20 protein-coding genes are annotated in these 21392 nt (G+C 68.3%); 3 read left to right on the top strand and 17 right to left on the bottom strand.

Going from position 1 to position 21392, the window contains the following annotated elements:
• Window positions 1-2 precede the first annotated feature (2 nt).
• From K883_RS22040 to K883_RS21995, 10 genes are all read right to left on the bottom strand, one after another.
• Window positions 3-1079, bottom strand: a complete 1077-nt coding sequence (locus K883_RS22040) for a hypothetical protein (protein WP_014711771.1) — start codon at window positions 1077-1079, stop codon at window positions 3-5.
• A 46-nt stretch (window positions 1080-1125) separates the two neighbouring features.
• Window positions 1126-2109: an alpha/beta hydrolase gene (locus K883_RS22035; RefSeq protein WP_036455865.1), complete on the bottom strand. Its 984-nt coding sequence runs from the start codon at window positions 2107-2109 to the stop codon at window positions 1126-1128.
• Between the two features lie 12 nt (window positions 2110-2121).
• Window positions 2122-2988: an SDR family NAD(P)-dependent oxidoreductase gene (locus tag K883_RS22030; RefSeq protein WP_036455863.1), complete on the bottom strand. Its 867-nt coding sequence runs from the start codon at window positions 2986-2988 to the stop codon at window positions 2122-2124.
• Between the two features lie 2 nt (window positions 2989-2990).
• A complete protein-coding gene (locus K883_RS22025) occupies window positions 2991-3470 on the bottom strand; it encodes a nuclear transport factor 2 family protein (protein WP_036455861.1) in 480 nt (159 codons plus the stop codon).
• Window positions 3471-3540: 70 nt separating this feature from the next.
• Window positions 3541-4566 carry an acyl-CoA dehydrogenase family protein gene (locus K883_RS22020; RefSeq protein WP_036455860.1) on the bottom strand — a complete coding sequence of 342 codons (1026 nt, stop codon included), beginning with the start codon at window positions 4564-4566 and terminating at the stop codon, window positions 3541-3543.
• Window positions 4563-5702, bottom strand: a complete 1140-nt coding sequence (locus K883_RS22015) for an acyl-CoA dehydrogenase family protein (protein WP_036455921.1) — start codon at window positions 5700-5702, stop codon at window positions 4563-4565. Before K883_RS22015 ends, K883_RS22020 begins: the two co-directional genes overlap by 4 nt.
• Window positions 5702-6478, bottom strand: coding sequence for a crotonase/enoyl-CoA hydratase family protein (locus K883_RS22010; protein WP_036455853.1), 777 nt, complete (start codon window positions 6476-6478; stop codon window positions 5702-5704). Before K883_RS22010 ends, K883_RS22015 begins: the two co-directional genes overlap by 1 nt.
• The gene (locus K883_RS22005; RefSeq protein ID WP_036455851.1) at window positions 6475-7893 is read right to left on the bottom strand and encodes an aldehyde dehydrogenase family protein; all 1419 of its coding nucleotides are present in this window, start codon (window positions 7891-7893) and stop codon (window positions 6475-6477) included. The genes K883_RS22010 and K883_RS22005 overlap by 4 nt, the downstream gene beginning before the upstream one ends.
• A gap of 13 nt (window positions 7894-7906) precedes the next feature.
• Window positions 7907-9013: a zinc-binding dehydrogenase gene (locus K883_RS22000; RefSeq protein ID WP_036455849.1), complete on the bottom strand. Its 1107-nt coding sequence runs from the start codon at window positions 9011-9013 to the stop codon at window positions 7907-7909.
• Between the two features lie 38 nt (window positions 9014-9051).
• Window positions 9052-10650, bottom strand: coding sequence for an acyl-CoA synthetase (locus K883_RS21995; protein ID WP_081914400.1), 1599 nt, complete (start codon window positions 10648-10650; stop codon window positions 9052-9054).
• 93 nt (window positions 10651-10743) lie between these two features.
• On the opposite strand from K883_RS21995, the gene K883_RS21990 reads away from it, so the two are divergent.
• On the top strand, window positions 10744-12681 hold the full coding sequence (locus tag K883_RS21990) for a flavin-containing monooxygenase (protein WP_036455844.1): 1938 nt from the start codon (window positions 10744-10746) through the stop codon (window positions 12679-12681).
• Window positions 12678-13568, top strand: a complete 891-nt coding sequence (locus tag K883_RS21985; protein WP_036455843.1) for an SDR family oxidoreductase — start codon at window positions 12678-12680, stop codon at window positions 13566-13568. Before K883_RS21990 ends, K883_RS21985 begins: the two co-directional genes overlap by 4 nt.
• Here the strand turns inward: K883_RS21985 and K883_RS21980 are convergent.
• Together K883_RS21980 and K883_RS21975 are read right to left on the bottom strand one after the other, a co-directional pair.
• Entirely contained in the window at window positions 13565-14191 is a 627-nt protein-coding gene (locus K883_RS21980; RefSeq protein WP_020822672.1) for a Dabb family protein, read from the bottom strand. The genes K883_RS21985 and K883_RS21980 overlap by 4 nt on opposite strands.
• Window positions 14184-14531 carry a hypothetical protein gene (locus K883_RS21975; RefSeq protein ID WP_036428922.1) on the bottom strand — a complete coding sequence of 116 codons (348 nt, stop codon included), beginning with the start codon at window positions 14529-14531 and terminating at the stop codon, window positions 14184-14186. Before K883_RS21975 ends, K883_RS21980 begins: the two co-directional genes overlap by 8 nt.
• Before the next feature lie 99 nt (window positions 14532-14630).
• On the opposite strand from K883_RS21975, the gene K883_RS21970 reads away from it, so the two are divergent.
• Window positions 14631-15869 carry an NADH:flavin oxidoreductase gene (locus K883_RS21970; protein WP_036455841.1) on the top strand — a complete coding sequence of 413 codons (1239 nt, stop codon included), beginning with the start codon at window positions 14631-14633 and terminating at the stop codon, window positions 15867-15869.
• Here K883_RS21970 and K883_RS21965 read toward each other — a convergent pair.
• From K883_RS21965 to K883_RS21945, 5 genes are all read right to left on the bottom strand, one after another.
• On the bottom strand, window positions 15846-16769 hold the full coding sequence (locus tag K883_RS21965; RefSeq protein WP_036455839.1) for an alpha/beta hydrolase: 924 nt from the start codon (window positions 16767-16769) through the stop codon (window positions 15846-15848). The two genes, K883_RS21970 and K883_RS21965, sit on opposite strands and share 24 nt — an antisense overlap.
• Entirely contained in the window at window positions 16766-17611 is an 846-nt protein-coding gene (locus tag K883_RS21960) for an IclR family transcriptional regulator (RefSeq protein WP_008257242.1), read from the bottom strand. The genes K883_RS21965 and K883_RS21960 overlap by 4 nt, the downstream gene beginning before the upstream one ends.
• 165 nt (window positions 17612-17776) lie before the next feature.
• Window positions 17777-19276 carry an FAD-dependent oxidoreductase gene (locus tag K883_RS21955; protein WP_051701178.1) on the bottom strand — a complete coding sequence of 500 codons (1500 nt, stop codon included), beginning with the start codon at window positions 19274-19276 and terminating at the stop codon, window positions 17777-17779.
• The gene (gene bphC / locus K883_RS21950; protein ID WP_036455837.1) at window positions 19240-20148 is read right to left on the bottom strand and encodes a biphenyl-2,3-diol 1,2-dioxygenase; all 909 of its coding nucleotides are present in this window, start codon (window positions 20146-20148) and stop codon (window positions 19240-19242) included. Before bphC ends, K883_RS21955 begins: the two co-directional genes overlap by 37 nt.
• Before the next feature lie 10 nt (window positions 20149-20158).
• Complete coding sequence (locus tag K883_RS21945; RefSeq protein WP_014384844.1) at window positions 20159-21343, bottom strand: acyl-CoA dehydrogenase family protein; 1185 nt, start codon at window positions 21341-21343, stop codon at window positions 20159-20161.
• Window positions 21344-21392 lie beyond the last annotated feature (49 nt).

Below are 21392 nucleotides of genomic sequence, written 5' to 3'. Positions count from 1 at the left end.
GGTCACGTCAGTTGGAAGGCGCTGATCGGGGCTTCCTCCGGATAGGTGGCCGGGCCGCCCAGGTCATAGGCGGCGTTGAGCGCGCTGATGAACGCCGGGTCGTGCAGCGGTTCGGCCGGGATGTCGAGGTCGATGCCCTTGCCCTTGAGGTCGTCGACCATGATGTCGATGGCCTTGTCGACGGTCAGGTCGTCGGAGCCGTCCATGTTCTTTTTCAGCTCGTCGAAGTCGGAGAACACTTCGGCCGACCAGTGCACCAGAAACCGCAGCTCGTCGGTGTGGTGGCGGGCTATCACGTCCTCGCCGTTTTTCAGCAGCCAATGCTCGCGGCTCGTCGGGTCGCCGGCGAACACGGTGTCGAACGCCAGTCCAGGCGGAATCTGTTGATCCAGTGGGCCATTCGCCTCACCGCGGTGCACCATCATCTCGTTTTGCACCACCACGCCGCGGTTGTTGATCGGGGGCAGGATGCGTTGGGGCGCCTTGAGCGGGCCGTGCGGCCAGTAGGTGAAGCCGCTGCCGGCATCCAGTGAGAACCAGGTGATGACCTGCGCCATCTTGATCAGATAGTCGCGGAACAGGCCGGATTTGCCCATGACGCTGGTCAACCAGGTCGGGGCGTTTTCGTGCCGCACACCGCGGAAGCTCGGCGAATCCAAGTGGCCGGGGTCGCGATTGGCGCAGGGTCCGTTGATGTTGAACAGCATCAACTGGGGCTTGGCGTATTCGGCGTTCCAGTATTCCTTGGCCATCTGCAGGAAGCGCTCGTTATAGAAACAGTCGTGTAGTTGCGGGTAGAGCACGGCGCCGTAGTTGGCGAGGTAGCCGCGGAACGTCGGGGTCAAAAACAAATCCAGCGACGGACTGAACCCCTCGGGGAACATGCCGCTCATCGTCGCCATCAACTCGTCGGCGGACGCGAAGTGCTGCGCGATGATCAGCTTCCACGGCCCTTCCGTGCGCACCACGTCGAGAAGGCGCTCGCGCTGGTCGTCGGTGTAGACGTTGTCGATCTCGCGGGGCGGCGCGGCCGGCCGCAACACGTCGGAAAGCTCCATCCGGCGCTCGTCGGTGAGCATCAGCGGTCTCCTTTGTCGGTTCAAGGTTGGTTGATTGTGCGCAGCATCACCGCGATGCGGTCGACGGCTGTCCGGTGATCGGGACGTCAAACCGAAGCGGATGGGCGAACTTGGCCCGCAGCAGCGCCCCGACCTCCGCGAGGGCCAGCCGGCCCCGCGCGGTGGCGTCGGAGCGCATCAGAAAGCCGTGGTACATCCCGGGATAGCGGGTGACCGTGGTCTGCACGTCGGCGTCGCGCAGCCGGGCCGCGTAGCGCTCACCCCAGTCGCGGATCGGGTCGCAACCCCCGGTGACCACGATCGCCGGCGGCAGGCCCGACAGGTCGGTCGCGTACGCCGGGACCAGATAGGGGTCCGTGGGCGCCCCGGCGTCGCCGTCGGCCAGCGCGTGCATGTACTCGATGTCGTCGCGGGCGAGCAGCGGTGCGTTGGGCATCGTCGCGATGGAGGGAACGGACATGTCGCGGTCCAAGCCCGGATACAGCAGCACCTGGGCACAGATAGCCGGTCCGCGGCGGTCGCGCGCGGCCAGCGCGACCGCCGCCGCGAGCGAGCCACCGGCACTGTCGCCGATGACCGCGAGGCGCTCGGCGTCGACGCCGAGCTCGGCGGCGTTTTGATACACCCATTCAGTGGCGGCGTAGGCGTCGTCGAACTGCGCGGGCGGCGGTGACTCCGGCGCCAGCCGATAGTTCACGGCCACGACGGCGGCCGCCGATGCCGCGGCGAGCTCACGCGCCAGCGGCTCGAACGAGCGGTTGGAGCCCATCACCAGTCCGCCGCCGTGAAAATAGACCAACACCGGGCCGTCGGAAGCCGTTATCGGACAATAAATCCGGACCGGCACGTCGCCGGCGGCACCGGGAACGAGCGCTTCGGTGATGCTGGCCATCTCGGGCATGTCCGGCGGCAGCGGTGCGGATTCGAGTCCCGCGCGCACCGCCGCCAAGCCCCGTTGCCGCATCGGTGCGATCTCACCGAACGAGGCGATCCGGGCGGCCGCGTCGGGATCCAGTGCGTGCGAGGTCATGTCGGCGTCACCTCAGTGCGGTGCGGATTCGAACCGGGTCTCGGTTCGCAGTCGTGGGGGCTGTTGCGCGGCAAGCACATTGGCCCGCTCGGTCATCGCCGCGCCGACGCTCTCGGGATGGGTGTGCAGGTAGAAGTGCCCCTCGGCGCACTGCCGGAAGATCATCTCGGCGGCTTCCAGCGGATCCATGGACGCCGCCTTGATGCCGAGCATGGTCGAGCGGTGGGTTTCGGCGGCGGCGGCGTCGCCGGACGCGTCAACACCGCCCGCAGTCTCGAAGATGTTGGAGCGCACCGGCCCGGGCAGCACGGCCTGGACGTGAATGTGATCGTCGTGCCCGGTGGCCTGCACTTCGAGGTGCAGACATTCGGTCAGCGACAGCACCGCGTGCTTGCTCACGATGTAGGGCGCCTGCAACGGCATCGCCACCACCGCGCCCACCGATGCGATGTTCCACACCCATGCCTGCGCATCGGTGGCCATCATTTTCGGCAGAAAAGCCCGCACGCCGTAGAAAACGCCGCTGACGTTGATGTCCATGATGCGTTGCCAGTTGGCCACCGGTGTGTCCCACAGGTACCCGAACTGTTCGATGCCGGCGTTGTTCACCAGCAGGCGCACCGGCCCGACGTCGCGGTAGGCACGGTCGGCGAGGTCCTGCACGTCATCGGGGTCTCGCACGTCGCAGACGACATCGTGTGCCACGCCGCCGGCCGCCGACAGCTCGTCGCGCAGCGCCGCCACGGCGCCCCCGTTCACGTCGGCCAGCACGACCGTCATGCCCAACCGGCTGGCATGCCGGGCCAGCCCGGCGCCGATACCGGACCCGGCGCCGGTGATGACCGCGACTCCGCCCCCGAAGGCTTCCCGAGCGTCCATGACTATGCGCCGGCACCACTTTCGGCGTGCAGTTCCGAGAGCAGAACCGAGTTGGTGGCATCGAGGATCACGTCCATCTCGGTGAATTCCAGCCCGTTGGTGCCGCGCCGGACGCCGACGTTGACCACCCCGCTGGACACCGCGAACGGTACGAAGTTGGCGATCTGGTTGACGAAGATGTAGAAGCGGGCGCGGGTGACGTCCCCGTCAACACCGGTGCGGTGCACGTTGGTGGCGTGGTGGCGCAACGGGTACGGACTTTGCTTGCGATGCTCGGACAGCCATTCCATCACCGCGTCGCGGCCGTGGAGGTCCGGTGACATCAACTCTTCGAAAGGGCTTGCGCCGGAATCGCTTCGGGTCAGGTAGCGCACGTCCTCGGCATAGCTGGCGGCCAGCTCGTCGTAATGGGCCTCGTCGTAGTGGTACCAGAAGGAGCCGATGAACTCCTGCAATTCCGGCAGCGTGATGTCGTCGCTCATGGCGCCAGTCAACCCCGCGGTGGCCCGGGCGACACCGACGATGCCCGGTCAGTGGAACACGGCCTGGAATTCAGCCGGTGATCAGCTCCCACAGGCCCCCAGCGCTCGCGTGCATCGCCGCGTCGGTGACCCGCTCGTCCCAATACCGCACCGAGCCGAACTCCGAGCGCCACGCGAGCGCCGCGCGGGTGAACTCGTGCAACCGGTGCTCGCGGGTCGTGCCGATCGCGCCGTGCACCTGGTGGGCGTTGCGCACCACCACCGAGGCCGCGTGGCCGACGCACGAACGCGCCACGGCCACAAGGAATTCCAGGTGCGGCGCCGACCATTGACCGATGACCCCGGCGCGCAGCGCGGCCTCGGTCGCCGCGCGGGCGAGCGCGGCCTCGGCGGCGATATCGGAGATCAGGTTCTGTACGGCCTGGAACTTGGCCAGGGGGCGACCGAACTGGACCCGCGCGGCCGCGTGGTCGACGCACAGCTGCAGGATCCGATCCAGGGCGGCGCTGACTTGGATGGATCGCACCAGCGCGGCTTTCAGCCGCAGCTGGGTGAGCAGAGCCGCGGTGACCGGGACGCCCTGCAGGCCCGCCGGCTCGACGGTCACCGTGTCGCGTGGCTCGCCGATCAGGTTGGCGCCCGGGGTGATCGTGAGCTGCTCGGCGGCGACGTCGGCAAGCCGGTGTCCGCCCTCGGCGCGCCACACGACCACGATCCGGTCGGCCGACGCGGCCCAGGGCACCGCCGTCGCGGCTCCCTGCTTGTCGAGCACACACACGGTCCGAACCGCGCCGTCCGAGGGCATTTCGCTGGCCTCCAGCAGCCAGCACGCCAATATATCGTGCTCTGCCAACGGGATTCGGACCCCGTGACGAGCCGCTGCGGCCAGGAGTTCGGCCGCTTCATGCCAGCTTGCCCCGCTGCCGCCGCGCTCTTCCGGACCCGTCAAGCGCACCAGACCGAGCTCGTCGAGGTGCCGCCAGAGGGCGGGGTCGCGCTCGATCGTCGCCGCGGGCGGGTGCTTGTCGCGGTAATCGGAGAACACCGCGTCCATCATCTCGACGAGGGCGCCGTCAACGGGGGGCCCGGCGCTCATCGGATTCCCAACCCGCGCGCGAGCACACCGCGCAACACCTCGTTGGTGCCGCCGCGCAGTGTGAAGCCGGGCCGCTGATCGACGGCCGCGCACACCAGGTCCGAGAAGGCCGAGTCGGGGGCCTCCTGCAGATCGGCGAATTCCGCGATGTCGCCTTCGGTGGTGGTGCCCAGCACCTTGACGACCGCGGCGGGCAGGTCCGCGGGTTCGTGCCGTTCCAGCGCGCCCGCCACCGCGGTGGACATCTGATGTAGGCCGGCGATGCGCGCCACCAGGCGCCCCAGATCGGGGTCGCGCGGGATGGCGTTTGACGCCATGCGATCGGCGCAGGCCGCCAGCAGCACGAACGTCGACAGGAACCGCTCGGGCCCGCTTCGTTCGAAGGCGAGCTCGGAGGTCACCTGTTGCCAGCCGTTGCCGATCTCGCCGAAGACCATGGCGTCGGGGACGAAGGCCGATTCCAGGATCACCTCGTTGAAATGGTGGGCGCCGTTCATCGACACGATCGGCCGGATCTCGACGCCGGGGCCCCGCAGGTCGACGATGAACTGGCTCAGCCCGGCGTGCCGGTTCGCCGGGTCCACCGGTGCGGTGCGCGCGAGCGCGATGAACGCGTGCGCGAGGTGGGCGCCCGACGTCCACACTTTGGTGCCGGTCAGCGACCAGCCGCCGTCGACGCGGGTGGCGCGGGTGTGCACGCTGGCCAGATCGGAACCGGAGTCCGGCTCGCTCATCCCGATGCCGAAAAAGCATTCGCCGCGCACGATCCGGGGCAGGAACTCCGACTTCTGGTGCTCTGTACCGTATTTGAGTAGCGAGGGCACGATCTGGCGATCGGCGATCCAGTGCGCGGCCACGGGTGCGCCGGCGGCCAGGAGTTCCTCGGTGACGACGAAACGTTCCAGGAATGAGCGCCCGTGCCCGCCGTATTCGGTCGGCACGGTCATGCCCAGCCACCCGCGGGCCGCGAGGGCGGCGGTGAAAGTTTCGTCCCAGCCCGTCAGCCAGGCGTCGACCGACGGGGTGAACGCGCCCGCGGCCAGTTCGTCGGCGAGGAAATCGCGGACCTCGTTGCGCAACTCCTCGGTCGCCGCGGCGTCGACCGAGGCGGGCGGCACCAAACGGGGGAGTGCCATCAGCGCGTCTTCCACTTCTCGACGCGCTGCGCGTGCTCGGCTGAGCCGTGTGCCAGCGGTTGCATGGCCGCGGCCATGCCCAACGTCGTGTCGAGTGAGCCCGTGCGCGACTCGCGCAGCAGCCGCTTGGCCATTCGCAGCGCGTGGGCGGGATTCTTGGCGATCCGCTCGGCTAGCGCCAGCGACTGTTCCAACAGCTCGTCGTGCGCCACCACCCTGCTGACCATGCCCCAGTCCAGGGCGGTCGTCGCGTCCACGCGATCGCCGGTGAACGTCATCTCGGCGGCGCGTGCATAGCCCACCGCGCGGGGCAGGAACCACGACCCACCGTCGCCGGGGATCAAGCCGAGCTGTACGAAGCTCTCGGCGAACGAGGCGCGCTCCGAGGCGATCCGAATGTCGCACATCAGCGCCAGGTCGCAGCCGGCCCCGACGGCGGCGCCGTTGACGGCGGCGATCAGCGGCACCTCGAAGCGCTGCAATGCCCGCGGTATCCGCTGGATCCCGGCGATGTAGGCATGCCGCTGGTCCAGGGCGTCGAGCCCGAACATGCCCGCGCGGTCGGCCATCTCCTTGACGTTGCCGCCGGCGGAGAAGATCTTGCCGGCCCCGGTGAGGATGACGGCCCGGATCGAGGCGTCGGCGTTGGCGGCGTCGACCGCCCGCTCGAACGCGGCGATGAAATCCTCGCCGGTGATCGCGTTGCCGACCTCGGGCTGGGTGATCGTCCAGACCTGCGTCGGCCCGTGGGCGGCGATATCGAGAGGCGGGGTCATGCGGGTAACTGTAGGGACTTGGTCTGCAGGTACTCCTCGAAGCCCGCGCGACCGAGCTCGCGGCCGACACCGGATTTCTTGTATCCGCCGAACGGAGCGATCGGGTTGTATCTGCCACCGTTGATGTCGAGCTGACCGGTCTGCACTGCGCGCGCGAAGGCGATGGCCCGGTCGGTCGAACCGGCCCAGACCGCGCCGGACAGGCCGTACGGGGTGCAATTGGCGATCCGCAGGGCGTCGGCGTCATCGTCGAACGCAATGATCGCGAGGACGGGCCCGAACACTTCTTCCTGGCCAAGTTCGCTATGCGGGTCGACGTCGGCGAAGACGGTCGGGGCGATGTAGTAGCCGACGTCGCGGACCCTCTCGGCGCCGCCGGTGAGCAGTCGCGCGCCGTCACGTACGGCGCGCTCGACGTAGCCCAGCACGGTGTCGAACTGCTTGGCCGACGCCGATGGGCCGATCCGCGTGTCAGGGTCGAACGGGTCCCCGACGGTGTATTTGGACGCCGCGGACCGCGCGATGTCCAGCGCCTCGCCGTAGCGAGAGCGCGGCACCAGCATCCTGGTCCAGGCCATGCAGGTCTGGCCCCCGTTGAGAAAGGCGTTACCGACGCCGACCTTGACCGCGGTTGGCAGGTCGGCGTCTTCGAGGATCACGTTGGCCGACTTGCCGCCCAGTTCCAAGGCCACCTTCTTCACCGTGCGCCCGGCCAGTTCGCCGACGCGTGCACCGACGGTCGTCGAGCCGGTGAACGAGACGAAGTCGACGTGGGGATGTTCGGCAATCCGTTCGCCGATCACCGTGCCGCCGCCGGACACCAGGTTCACCACCCCGGCCGGCAGACCCGCCTCCTCGACGGCCTCGACGAATTCGAACACCGACAGCGGCGCCTCGTTGCTGGGCTTGAGCACCACCGTGCAGCCGGCCGCGATCGCCGGCAGGACCTTAGCGACGACCTGGTAGAACGGGTAGTTCCACGGCGTGATCGCCCCGACCACGCCGTAAGGCTCCCGCAGGACCAGCGAATTGCCCACGCGCTCTTCGAATTCGAAGGTGTCCAGCACGTCGGCAAAACCGCGGGCCACCGCCAGCGGCACCTGCGTCTGCACGGTCTGGGCGATGCGCAGCGGCGCCCCCATCTCGCGGCTGATCGTCTCGGCGATGTCGGGCAGTCGCTTTTCCATCGCCGCGATCACCGCGGCGACCCGTGCCCGGCGCTCGGCAACGCTGATCAGCGGGTCGAACGCGCGCTTGGCGGCCGACACCGCGGCGTCGACGTCGGCCGTGTTGCCGGCGGGCACCGAACCGATCGGCTTCTCGGTGGAGGGATCGATGACTTCGATGGCGTCGTTCCCGTAGGGCTCGACCCATTTCCCGTCGATGAACAGCGTGGTGCGTTCGTAGTTGTGCATGGTCTTCTTTCAATCAGGGGACGATGCTGGCGCGGACATCGCGCTTGGCTTCGGCGGCCGCGAATGCCTCGTTGATGTCGTCGAGCGAATAGCATGCCGCGGCAAGGCGGTTGAGTGGCAGCCGGTCTTGGTGCTGTTCCAGGAAGGTCAACGCCCGCGCCAGCACCTCGGGGTCGTAGAGCGAGACGCCGACCATCGTCTTGTTCCCGAACACGAACCGGGAGGGGTCGAACTCGAAGGTCTTGCCGATGTTGATGTTGCCGATCTCGACGTAGCGCCCGAACTGCCCGAGCAGTTTGAGGCCCTCGTCGATCGCGGACGGATGGCCCACCACCTCCACCGCCACGTCGGCCCCGTGTCCGTCGGTGAGTTTGCGCACCAGCTTGGCCCGGTCCTTAACGTCGGGCACCTCGGTGATGTCGATGACGTCGTCGGCGCCGAAGGCGAGCGCCAGTTCCAGGCGCTCGGGCACGCCGTCGAGGGCGATCACGCGTGCCGCCCCGCGCGCCTTGGCGACCGCGACCGCGTAGAGGCCGAGCGCGCCCGCGCCCTGCACCAGCACGGTCTCGCCGAGCTGTTGGTCCACTCGTTCGAGGCCGTACATCACCTGCGACAGCGCGCAATTGGCGCCCGCGGCGATGTCGTCGGAAACGCCGTCGGGAACGGTGTAGACGACCGCCCCGGCCGCTAGCAGGTAGTAGTCGGCGTATCCGCCGACGAAGTAGGGCGGCTCGTCGGCACGTCCGAGCATCGCCATCTTCAGGTTCAGACACCCGTTACGCCGGCCCGCCAGGCAATTCCGGCACCGGTGGCAGCAGAAGAAGTACGGGAAGACCACCCGGGCGCCGGGCTGCAGCGGCTTGCCGCTCGAATCCGTGCTGACACCGGCGCCGAGCGCTTCGACCGCGCCGACCATTTCGTGACCCAGAACGGTCGGCAGCTGACCGCCCAGCCCGCGGGTGGCGAAGGTCCCATGCCAGGCGTGCACGTCCGAACCGCAGATGTTGGCCCGGGCGACCTTGACCAGGATCTCGCCGGGGCCAACGTCGTGCAGGGCGACTGTTTCGATTTCGAAGGGCTTACCCGGCCCGTCGAATCGAGCGATGCGTCCTGTGTACATGAGCGGCGAATTCCTTTCAAGCAGAGTATTTTTCGCGCTCAACTGAGCGCGTGCTGATCGACGCCGAACCGCTCCCGCAGGGAACGTTTGAGCACTTTTCCGCTGGGGTTCTTCGGCAGCGCGTCCACAAAGAAGACCCGTTTGGGCGTCTTGAACCCGGCCAGGTGCGTCCGGCAGTGAGAGAACAGGTCTTCCTCGGTGAGAACGGCGCCGTCGCGGGGGACGATGGCGGCCACCACCGCCTCCACCCACACCGGGTGGGGCAGGCCGAACACGGCGACTTCTTGAACACCGTGGTGCCGGTAGAGGATTTCCTCGACCTCCCGGCTGGCCACGTTTTCGCCACCGGTCTTGATCATGTCCTTCTTGCGGTCGACGACGTGCAGCAGTCCGTGTTCGTCGAAGTAGCCGAGGTCGCCGGAGTGGAACCAGCCGCCCTTGAATGCCGCCGCGGTGCGTTCCGGGTCGTTGAGGTAGCCGGGAGTCAAATGTGGGCTGCGGTGGGCGATCTCGCCGACCACGCCGGCGGCGACCGGGTTGTCGTCGTCGCCGAGGATGGCGGTGTCCACGTTGAGCACCGGCCGGCCGGCCGAGCCGGCGTGCGCGTCCTGCTCGTCGGGTCCCAGGGCGCAGGCCAGCGGCGCCATCTCGGTCTGGCCGTAGAAGTTCCACAGTCGTAGGTTGGGCAGCCGCTCGCGGATCTCGCGCAGGATTTCCGCCGGCATGGCCGAGGCCCCGTAATAGCCCTTGCGCAGGCTGGACAGGTCGACCTCGTCGAACACCGGTGAGCGCAGCAGCGAGATCCACACCGTCGGGGGAGCGAAATAGTTGGTGACGCGGTAGCGGTCGATGGTGCGCAACACCGCGTCGGGCTCGGGCCGCGGCAGGATGATGCTGGTGGCGCCGAGGTAGACGTCGGTGGCCAAAAAGTTGTCCAGCTGCGCGCAGTGGTACAGCGGCAGCGAGTGGATCTCGACGTCGTCGTGCGACATCTCGCCCGCGACGATCGTGCTGACGTACTGCCACATCAGGCTGCGGCTGGTGTGAATGGCGGCCTTGGGCCGGGATTCGGTTCCGCTGGTGTACATCAGCCGCACGGGTTGGTCGTCGTCGATGTGCGGGCTCGGGGCCGCTGTCTCGGTGGCCAGCCACCGGCTGAAATCCGCCCAACCGGGCACGCCCTGGTGTCCCCTCGGCACCAGGGCGACCTTGGCCCTGACCGCCCCACCGAGCCGAATCGCCTCCTCGGCGGTCGGTGTCAGATCCGCTTCGACGACCAGGCCACCGACCTGACTGTGGCCGAGGATGTAGGCGATCTCCTCGGCGGTCAGCATGAAGTTGATCGGGACCAGGACCACTCCCGCACGCGCCGTCGCGAATGCCAGCACGGCGTACTGCCAGCAGTTGCGTGACAAGAGCCCTAATCGGCTGCCGGGCCCAAACCCGCTGTCGTGCAAGGCTGCCGCGGTCCGGTCCACCAGGTGGTCGAATTCGGCAAATGTCAGTACGACGTCACCGTCGATGATCGCGACCTTGTGTGGGTGCCGGCGGGCCGAACGCCGGGGGATGTCGCCGAGTCCATGGCTACGTGCCCGTTCGATCATGGCGTCGAGGTCATCGGACTGCATGCCGGTCACGGTAAGCGCCGACGCCCGCGGGCGGGCCGTCCGTGTCCCGCTGAGTAGGCAGGGGTCCGCCAAGCGCAGTGGACCACGCCGATACTCATCGGCATGAGCACTGGTGTCCCTTTCACGACCGAAAGCGCCGGGTGGGCGGGCCCGGGTCCCGACGACGTCGACGAACTGCGGGCCAACCTGCGTCAGGCGGATCCCGGGGTCCTCGTCGCCGTGCTGGCGCAGCTGACCGGGGATCCCACCGTCGCCGAACGATTCGCACCGAAAATCACCCATGTGCCCGACCCGCCCGAGCAGGCCGGCGTCACCGACCCGGAGACGGCCGCCGCGCTCATCGACGAGATCGTCACGGCACTGCGGGAGCCGCGCCGCGCGGACGCGCTCCCCGCGGACGACCTCGACCTCTTCGCCCGCATCGCCCCCATCGCTCTTGGGGGAGAGATCGCCCCCGAGTACCTCGGGCTGCTCCTCGAGCAGGGCGGTTTTCAGCCGTCACAACCGGTGCTGCCACGCACCGCAAAGCTTCCCGCGGGCTTCCGGGTTGTCATCATCGGCGCGGGCATCGCCGGCATCACCGCCGCTCTCGCGTGCGCGGACGCCGGTATCGATTATCAGATCATCGAGCGCAACGACGAGGTCGGCGGCACCTGGTACACCACCACTTATCCCGGAATCGGGGTGGACACGCCCTCGGCGTACTACTCGCTGTCGCGCGACATCAACGGCGACTGGTCGAGCTACTACCCGCAGGGTGCCGAATATCAGGCCTACCTGGTGTCGGTGGCCAACAAGAACGACCTTCGCACGCGCACCCGGTTCGGTACGACGGTCGAAGCGTTGTGGTGGGAGGAGCGGCGCCAGCAGTGGCAGATCCATTCGGTCGGCCCGGATGGAACCCGCGACGTCAGTTACGCGAATGTGGTGATCCCGGCCGCCGGGTATCTCAACCGGCCGCGGTGGCCGGATCTGCCTGGCCGCGAAACGTTCTCGGGAATCTCCATCCACTCCGCCCAATGGGACCCCGAGCTGGATCTCACGGGGAAGAGGGTCGCGATCATCGGCGCCGGCTGCACCGCGGTCCAGATCGTCGACGCCTGTGTCGACCAGGTCGCACACATGACGGTATTCCAACGCCAGCCGCACTGGGTCGCGCCGCGACGGCGAGCATCCGACGATGTCCCCGCCTACCGGCGGTGGCTGGGCACTCGACTGCCGTACTACGCCAACTGGATTCGGCTCAAATCGTATTGGGGGACATCGGACAACAACTATCCGGTGATCCTGCACGACGAGGAGTGGGCGGCCGAGCATCTGTCGATCTCGCCGGCCAACGACGTGTTGCTGCAGATGTGCCTCGATTACATCGACCGCGTGTTCGGCGCGGGCAGCGAGCTCGCCCGCAAGGTCACCCCCGACTTCGCCCCCTACGGCAAGCGGATCATCCGCGATCCCGGCGGCTACTACGCGGCGCTGGCCCGCGAGCACGTCGACGTCGAGGCCAGTGAGCCGGCGCGGGTCAACGAGGCGGGAATCGTGACTGCCGACGGCAGGCAAATCGACCTCGACGTCATCGTCTACGCGACCGGCTACTACCTGGATTTCCTTTCCACGGTGGATATTCGGGGCCGTGACGGCAAAAAGCTGACCGACGAGTGGGGCGACGCGCCCCGGGCCTATCGTGGCGGGATGGTGCCGGGATTCCCGAACCTGTTCATTTCCTCGGCCCCCAACTACAGCCCGGGACACGGCGCCGGGCACAACTTCGGTGTCGAGGTGATGGTGCACTACGTGATGGAATGCCTGCAGCTGATGGCGCTGCGCGACGCCTCCTCCCTGGAGGTGACGCAGCGCGCGTACGAAGAATACGTCGACCGCATCGATGCGACCATGGCCGGCACCGTGTGGCGGCACACACCGTCGGCCCACACCTACTACCGCTCGGGGGGCCGCATTGTGATCGCCTTCCCGTACCGCCTCGTCGACTTCTGGCGCGATCACCGCGCGCCGGTCGAAGAGGACCTCGAGCTTCGATGAGCGACGGTCTGCTTTCCGGCAAAACGGCTTTGGTCACCGGTAGCAGCCGCGGCATCGGCCGTGCCATCGCGCAGCGACTGGCCGCCGAGGGGGCCACCGTGGCGGTGACCGCGCGATCGCACACGTCTTCGGTGTCGACGCGGGCCGGAACGACCACCGCCCTGCCCGGCACCATCGGTGAGACGGTGAAGGCGATCGAGGCCGCCGGCGGCTCGGCGTTCGGCGTCGCGTGCGAGCTGGAGGACGCCGCGCAGCGCGACGGTTTGGTCGAGGCCGTCCTCGACCGCACGGGCCGCATCGACATCCTGGTCAACAATGCCGGTTTCGCCGACTACGCGTTGGTCGAGGACATGAGTGTGGAAACGTTCGACCGTACCGTGGAACACTACCTTCGCGTTCCGTTCGTGCTGACGAAAGCGGCTGTGCCGCACATGCGTCACCAGGGGTCCGGCTGGATCGTCAACATCGGCTCCGTCACGGGCCTGGCTCCGGTCCGGCCGTACCGGGAATACAACAAGACGTCCGGCGACGTGATCTACGCGTCCCTGAAAGCCGCTCTGCACCGGTTCACGCAGGGCGTGGCCGCCGAGCTGCTCGACGCCAACATCGCCGTGAATTGCGTCGGCCCGTCGACGGCGGTCCGCACACCCGGTGCCGCGCAACTGATTCCGGATTCCTTCCCGACCGAACCGGTGGAGTATTTGGCCGAGACCGTGCTGGCCATGTGTCATCTGCCCGCCGCGGAGCGCACGGGGGTGGTCGCGTTCAGCCTGCATTACCCGTGGTCGCAGCAACTGCCGGTGCACAGCCTCGACGGCACCGAAGTGCTGCCCGCGTTAGAGCCGCCGACGACCGCCAACCCGAATATTCTGCCCGCGGGTGTCTAGATCAGAACCGGGTCGGCGATGGCGCAAAAGCTGTGGCAGACGCGATCACGGATGATCACGTCGGTGGTCTCCGGGTCGAACCAGCGGTCCACCACCGCCCAGTGGATCGGGTGCATCAGGTAGGGCCCCATCAGCGCCTCGACATCGGCGAACTCCTGCTCGAATACGTGTGTCCACGAGGAGGTTCCGACCGCCGCGGTCACCCGGCTGAGCTGCCAGGCACGGATCGTCGGTAGATACCGCGGCATCGACGACAGTTCGCGCTCGAACCGGGCGATGGTGGCTTCGGGTGTGTCCGGCTGCACGCGCAGCAGCAGCGTCCGGTAGACCGTGCCGGGCTTCTCGCCGCAGCGAACGGGCGTGCCCGCGTAGCCGGCGCCGTTGACCCGGCCCACCGAGGGGTCAGCGAGTATGGCGGCGAGATCATTCGTCGCGCGGTCACATTGGTCCTGGGTGGCGAACCTCAGATGCACCAGGACGTCGCCCCCGTTGCGCGATCCGGGCAGCGTCGGTTGCACGACCGAGCGCAGTGGCGCCGCGGCACCGATAGCCCCGCGCAACTCGTCGAGAATCCGGTCGCGGTCGGGCTCGGCGACATCGATCAGCCGGGTGACGCTATACATCGCAGAGCCCGTCGACGTCGTCGGCGGTCGCGGCGAAGGACCGGGACCGCTCCGACACCAATTCGCCGATCCGCGACCACCATTCGCCCAGCGTCGGATCCGGTCGGCCTTTCCAGGTCATCTCCCACCACGCCCGTGCGCTGGGCAGCGTCCAGGTCGCGGTGATGACGTTGGCGTCGTCGGCGAGCCAGATGGGTGGGCTCACCAGGATGTCGCGCAACGTCATGCCGCGTTCGCGCGCGCCGGGCGCGTATTCGTCCAGGTAGGTGTCGATGAATTGCCGCGCACATCCGGGCCGGGTCACCACGCGGTCGATCACGAAGACTTCACCGTCGGCCATCAGCCGACCGTAGGGCATCGGTGCGCGGCGGCGTGGCGGGCTCCCGACCACCGGGAACCTCCCGTTGACCGTCTCCGGGTGCGAGGTAAGGGTGGCCGGATGAACGCCGCGCAGCCCGACCCCTTCGCCCCCGCCGTCCTCGGGCCGGTGACGCTGCGCAACAGGGTGATCAAGGCTGCGACGTCCGAAGGCCGATCGCCGCGGGGCCTGGTTACCGATGATCTGATCGACTTCCACCGCGCCTTCGCGCGCGGCGGCGTCGGCATGACGACCGTGGCGTATTGCTGTGTGGCCCCCGAGGGTGCCAGCGCACCCGGACAGATCCTGATGAGCGCGGCTGCCCTCCCGGGTCTGCGGAAGCTGACCGACGCGGTCCACCACGACGGGGCCGCGATCTCGGCCCAGCTGGGTCACGCCGGCGTGGTGGCGCAGAAGAAGCTGACCGGCGTCACGCCCATGGCGCCGAGCAGGTTCATCAATCCCGCGTCGATGGGTTATTGCCGCGAGATCACCCGTGCCGAGATCGCCCGGGTGATCGACCAGTTCGGCGCCGCCGCCCGGGTGGCGGCCGACGCGGGCTTCGACGCCGTGGAACTGCATTTCGGCCACCTGTACCTGCCGAGCTCGTTTTTGAGTCCGTTGATCAACCGGCGCAAGGATGAGTACGGCGGCGACATCGACAACCGGTCACGGTTCTGCCGCCAGATCGCCCGGCGGGTGCGCGACGAGATCGGGGACCGCATCGCGGTGACGGCCAAGCTTGACATGGACGACGGCGTACCCGGCAGCATCTGGGTCGACGAAGCGCTGCGCACCGCGGCGCTGCTCGATGCCGACGCCGTGCTGGATGCGATCGAATTGACCCAGGGCTCTTCGGTTTTCAAGCCAATGTATCTATTTCGCGGCGACGTCCCGGTCAAGGAATTCGCCCGGGTCATGCCGCAGCCGATGCGCACCGGGATCCGCTTCATCGGAAAATGGGCGATGGGCGACTACCCCTACCGCGACCTCTACATGCTGGAGAATGCCCGCCAGTTCGTCCCGGTCATGCGCAACACCAAGCTGATCCTGCTGGGGGGCATCACCAATCGCGAGCACGTCGAGACCGGGATGCGCGAAGGCTTCGATTTCGTGGCGATGGGGCGGGCGCTGCTCCGCGAACCCGGCCTGGTCTCCGCCATGATCGCCGATCCGGCCGCACGCAGCCGGTGCACTCACAACAACAAGTGCATGGTCACCGTGTTCGGGCGGACCCATTGCGTGCTCGATCCGCGGCAACGCTACGGTGCGGCGGAGGCGTTGCCCGCCAACGAACTACCGGCGCAACAGATCGGTTAGGGCGGCGGTCGCCTCGGTGCGCGCCCGGTGCGCGATGTCGAGGGTCGGCATCGTCATGAACCCATGGATCCCGCCCTCGTAACGCAATCCCACCGTGGGCACGCCGGCCGTTTCGAGCGCGGCGGCGAAGGCCAATCCCTCGTCGCGCAGCGGATCGTGGCCGGCAATCACCACCACGGCGGGCGGCAGCCCACGCAGGTCGGCGTTCAGCGGCGTGGCATAAGGGTGCGCACGGTCGTCGCACGACGGCACATAACAGTCCCAGTACCACCGCAGCGCCGGCTCGGGGTTGTAGTAGCCCCGGCCGAACAGCCGGTAGGACTCCGCGTCGAAATCGGCCGCAATCACCGGGTACAGCAGCAGCTGCGCTGCCGGAGCCGGGCCGCCACGGTCGCGAGACATGATCGCGGTCACCGCGGCCAGATTGCCGCCGGCGCTGTCGCCGCCCACGACCAGGCGTCCGGGGTCGGCCCCGAGCGAGGCGGCATTGTCGTGGGCCCAGCACGTCGCGGTGTACACGTCTTCGGCGGCCGCCGGCCAGGAGTTCTCCGGCGCCAACCGATAGTCGACCGAAACAACAACGGCGGGAACAAGGTTGGCGAGATTGCGGCACAGGCCGTCGTGACTGTCCAGGTCGCAGAACACGAACCCGCCGCCGTGGGCATACACGACGAGGGGGAGTGGTCCGTCCGCTTCGGGCCGGTAGACCCGGACGGGGATCGGGCCGCCCTGACCCTCGATGAGGCGATCGGCGACCTCGGCGACGGGTTCGGGTTGCGCCGCGGGCACCATCCTGGACCGGATGAGCGCTCGGGCCTCGGCGCCGCTCATCTCGTGAACGGGTGGAAACCCACTATCCAATTGCTCGATGATCGCAGCGATCTGGGGGTCGAGACTCACGCGTATTGCAGGGCGGGTCGCTGCGTGGGCACCGGATGCTGCGGCCGCATGGGCAGCAACGGCCGCAGTGGTTGCAGCGTCGGAGCAACCCGCTGCGGGCCGCCCTCCACGTTGCGCCAGATGCCCATCGCGGTCATTCGCACCGGAGCGGCAAGCCGCTGGTCGAGCGTCACGCGATTCAACGGACCGCACACCGACACGGCGGCCATGACGTCCTGGGCCTCACCGGGTCCGCCGATAGGGGCTGCGACACAACCGAACCCGAGCAGGGATTCCTCGCGTTCGAAGGCGACGCCGTGCGCCCTGACCTTGGCCAGTTCCGCTGCCAGTTGCGAAGGGCGGGAAATCGAGTATCGAGTCAGGCGAGTCCCCAGATCGATGTCGGTCTGCTCGTCGCGATAGGCCAAGATCGCCTTGCCGACGGCGGTGCAGTGGGCCGGTTGACGGCCTCCGACCCGGGTGGGGATTGCGCCGATCATGCGGTCGCCGACCTTGTCGAGGTAGACGACGTCGGAGCCGTCCAGCACCGCCAGGTGAACGACGAGCCCGGTGGCCCGGTGCAATTCCGCCAACAGCGGGGTTGCCGCGCGCACCAGACGATCCTGGTGCACGGCCAGCGAGCCGAGCTCAACGAGCCGCATGCCGAGCTCGTAGTCACGGCCGCTGCGGCGCAGCCACCGGAGCTGAACCAATCGCTCGAGCATCCGGTGCGCCGACGAGCGCGGCAAGCCGGTGCGCCGCACAATCTGCGCCAGCGTCAGCCGCCCCGGGCCGTCGAACGCATCGAGGACCAGCGAGATGCGGTCGATCACCGCGGTGGGGGTTTCGACGGGCGCGGCCATATGTCCTCCTGGCTGGCATATTCCTATTAGGAATATAGTTCTACCATACCCTTGTGGTCGCTGTCACAACGCTCAGGGCACGTGTCGCGAATCTCGCCGAACAGACGCAAAAGCCCCCGACACGCCGGGCGTGCGGGTGCTTTTGTGTCTGCTCGCGGGAGTAATTCAGGCCTTGGCGGCCGAGCGCCCGGCGCGGCGGCCGTAGAAACTGCCGTCACCGAGCGAGACGCCGCTGGCGTAGCCCCACGCGGCCAGGCCGGCGGTGCACCGGCCGGCGGCGAACAGCCCGGGTATGGGCGCGCCGCTGACGTGCAGCACCTCGGCGGCCAGCGTGGTCGCCAGCCCGCCCAGGGTGAAGCCGCCGGTGCTTTCCCGCAGGTCGATCGCGCCGACCGGCGATCCGATCGGCTTGATCCACTCGGATTTCTTGTGCAGCAGCGGATCCTCGCCGCGCGCGGCGCCCGCGTTGTAGGCCGCCACGGTGGCCTGCAGCGAACCGGGCGGCAGGCCCATGTCGCGCTCGAGGTCCGCGACGGTGTCGGCCACCCAGGTCGCCGGGCGAAGCATCAGCTTCGGCGACCACGAGGCCTCCGCCTCCTCCTGTGCGTCACCGTCGATGATCAGGTACGCGACGTTGTCCTGCTGGTACAGCGTGAGCTGGCCGATCCGGCCCGGATAGGTGTCCTCGGCGACGTAGCGCTGACCGCGCCCGTTGACCAGGATGCCGCGCACCAGCTGCTGGGGGTCGACGAAGATCGCGACCTCGGTGGCGTCCATGTGCGCCAGGTCGGCGCCCAGCGCCTGCGCCATCCGGATCGCCTGCCCGTCGTGCTGCTCGATCGACGCGGCCGGCCGCCCCGCGATGCGGGGCGCGTAGCGCGCCACCATCGCGTCGTTGTAGGCGAAACTGCCGGTGGCGAGCACGACCCCGCGGCGCGCCCGGATGGTCATGTCGTTCCCGTACTGGCGGGCGCAGATGCCCACCACCCGGCCGTCGGATTCGGTGATCAGCCGCTGCACCCGCACGTCGTAGAGGGCCCGCGCCCCGGCGGCGGTGGCCGTTTCGACGAGGGGCTTCATCAGCATGTAGCCCGCGCTCGCTTCGCCCTGCTTCTTGTTCTGCATCTGCGGGACGTGCCCGCGCGGGGCGGGGGAGGCGATCGTGTTGAACGGGTAGGAGTTTTCGCCGCCGCTGTACATCAACCCCTGGTCGCCCATCGGCTCCCAGCCCGGCTCGGAGAAGAACTCCGCCTTGAACGGGACGCCGCAGCCCACCAGCCAGTCGAAGTGGGCGACGCTGCCGGCGCAATAGTCGGCGATCCTCGCCTCGTCGGCGCCGGGGCCCATAGCCACGTTGAGGAACGCCGCCATGTTGTCGACGGAATCGTCGAAGCCACAAGCCTTTTGCAGCGGCGTGCCGCCCCCGAGGTAGATGAATCCGCCCGCCATCGATGCCGCACCGCCCCAGGATCCGGTGCGCTCGAGCACCAGGACGTCGGCGCCGGACCGGGCGGCTTCCACCGCCGCCGCGGCGCCTGCGATCCCATAGCCGGCGATGACGACGTCGGCCTCGGCGTCCCACGACGTGATCGACGACGCCGCCACCGGCGTCACGTCAGATTCGGCGATCACATGCGCATGGCCGCGGGTGGTTCCGGAATCCACTCGTGGCCCCAATAGCTGTCGGCGGTGATTTCCTCTGCGGTGTAATACGTTTCGTCGACCCGCATCCCGTCGGTGCCGAATTCGATGTCCCAGTCGCCGGGCGCGCGGACGTAGAAGGACACCATCTTGTCGTTGGTGTGCCGGCCCAGCGTGGACGCGACGGTGAAGCCATCGGCGTTGACGCGGTCGAGCGCCTGGCCGACGGCGTCGAGGGTGTCCACCTCCACCATGACGTGCACCAGCCCGGGGTCGCGCTGCTGGGCGGCGGGGCAGATCGCCAGGCTGTGATGGCGCGCGTTGATGCCGAGGAACCGCACCCGGATCGGGCCGAACTCGGCGGGCAGCGGCACCCGGAACGCGCCACGAGACCGGAAACCGAGGACCTCGGTGTAGAAGTCGACGACGCCGTTGAAGTCGGTCGCCGGCACGACCACGTGGCCCAGACCCTGGTCGCCCGTCACGAACTTCGCGCCGAACGGGGTGATCACCGGGCTGTGGTCGAGCACCGCGCTGTGGAACACCTCCAGCGTGGTGCCGGCCGGATCCTCGAAGGTGATCACCTCTTCGACGCGGCGGGCGTCGGCCTCCTGGACGGACAATTCCTTGAAACCGACACCGGCGCCGTCCAGGGCGGCCTTGACCCGTTGCAGCGCCTGGTGGTCACGCACCTCCCAGCCGACCGTGATCACCCGGTCAACGTCGCCGGGGACGACGATGATCCGCGCCGCGCGTTCGTCCATCCGCAAGTACAGCGCGGACTCGTCGGGTCCTTTCCCTTCGGCGAATCCCAGCACACCGAACGCGAAATGGCGCCAACGCTCGATATCTGAGGTCGAAACCGTGATGTAGCCAAGGCTTTTCAGGTCAGACATTGAAAACCCCTCAGATCAAGGCCCGCAGCGGGCCTTCGGGCGGGTCGATGCCGATCGAACTCAGCGCCGCGGCGTGGTACGTGGTGCCGGGCACATGGATGGCATGCATCTGGCCGACGTGCACGTCACGCCAATACCGTTGCAGCGGTTTGTCCATCCGGGCCGCGTTGCCGCCGGAGCGGGCGAAGATCTCGTCGACGGCGGAGACCGCGCGCCACACCGCGCGAACCTGCGTGCGGCGCCCGGCCGCGCGGTCGGCGAACGACACCTCCTTGCCCGCGGCGACCATGTCGTAGATGCGGTCGGCGTTGGCCAGCAGCTCCTGGCGGGCGGCGTTGATGTCGGCGGCGGCCTCGCCGATCGCGTGCATCACGTAGGGGTCGTCCTTGATCGCGGTCCCGGTGGCGCCCACCCGGCCGCGCTGGTAATCGAGGTGCGCGGCCAGCGCCCCCTCGGCGATGCCGATGGTGGCCGCGGAAATGCCGAGCGGGAACATCGTCGACCACGGCATCAGGTACAGCGGTTCGGTCATGCCGGCCTCGCGCTGGGCGGTGCCGTCCATCACCTTCGCCGCGTCCATGGTCCGGTAGGTCGGGACGAACGCGTCTTTGACGATGACGTCCTTGGAGCCGGTTCCGCGCAGCCCCACCACATTCCACGAGTCCTCGACGATCTCGTAGTCCTTGCGCGGCAGGATCATGTGCAGCATTTGCGGCGGCATCAACGGGATGCCCTTCTCGTCGCCGAGCATGGCGCCCAGGATGATCCAGTCGCAATGGTCGGTGCCCGAACTGAACTGCCAGCGCCCGTTGAACAGGTAGCCGCCGTCGACCGGTTTGGCCACGCCCTGCGGCGCGTACGGCGACGCCATCCAGGTGTCGACGTCGTCGGCCCAGATCTCGGCGGCCACCTTCGGGTCGGCGTAGGCGAGCTGGTAGGGGTGCACGCCCACCACGCCGACGATCCAGCCCGCCGCGGGATCGAGCGCCGCGGTGGCCATCGTCGTCTCGGCGAACTCGCGGGGGTGGACCTCGAAACCCTGGTACTGCTTGGTCTGCAGCAGCCGGATCAGACCGGCGCCCTTCATCAGCTTGACGGTGTCGTCGGTGAGCCGGCCGAGTTGCTCGGCCTCCGCGGCCTGTTCGCGCAGCTGATCGGCCATGGCCACTACCCGGTCCAGTACCCGGTCGCTCATATCGTTGTCCTTACGTGTGGGTGCTTAGTAATGGTCTACCGCAGTCCCG

The sequence above is a fragment of the Mycobacterium sp. TKK-01-0059 genome (assembly GCF_000709305.1).
GTDB lineage: Bacteria > Actinomycetota > Actinomycetes > Mycobacteriales > Mycobacteriaceae > Mycobacterium > Mycobacterium intracellulare.
This window is presented reverse-complemented; position numbering and strand designations above follow the sequence as displayed.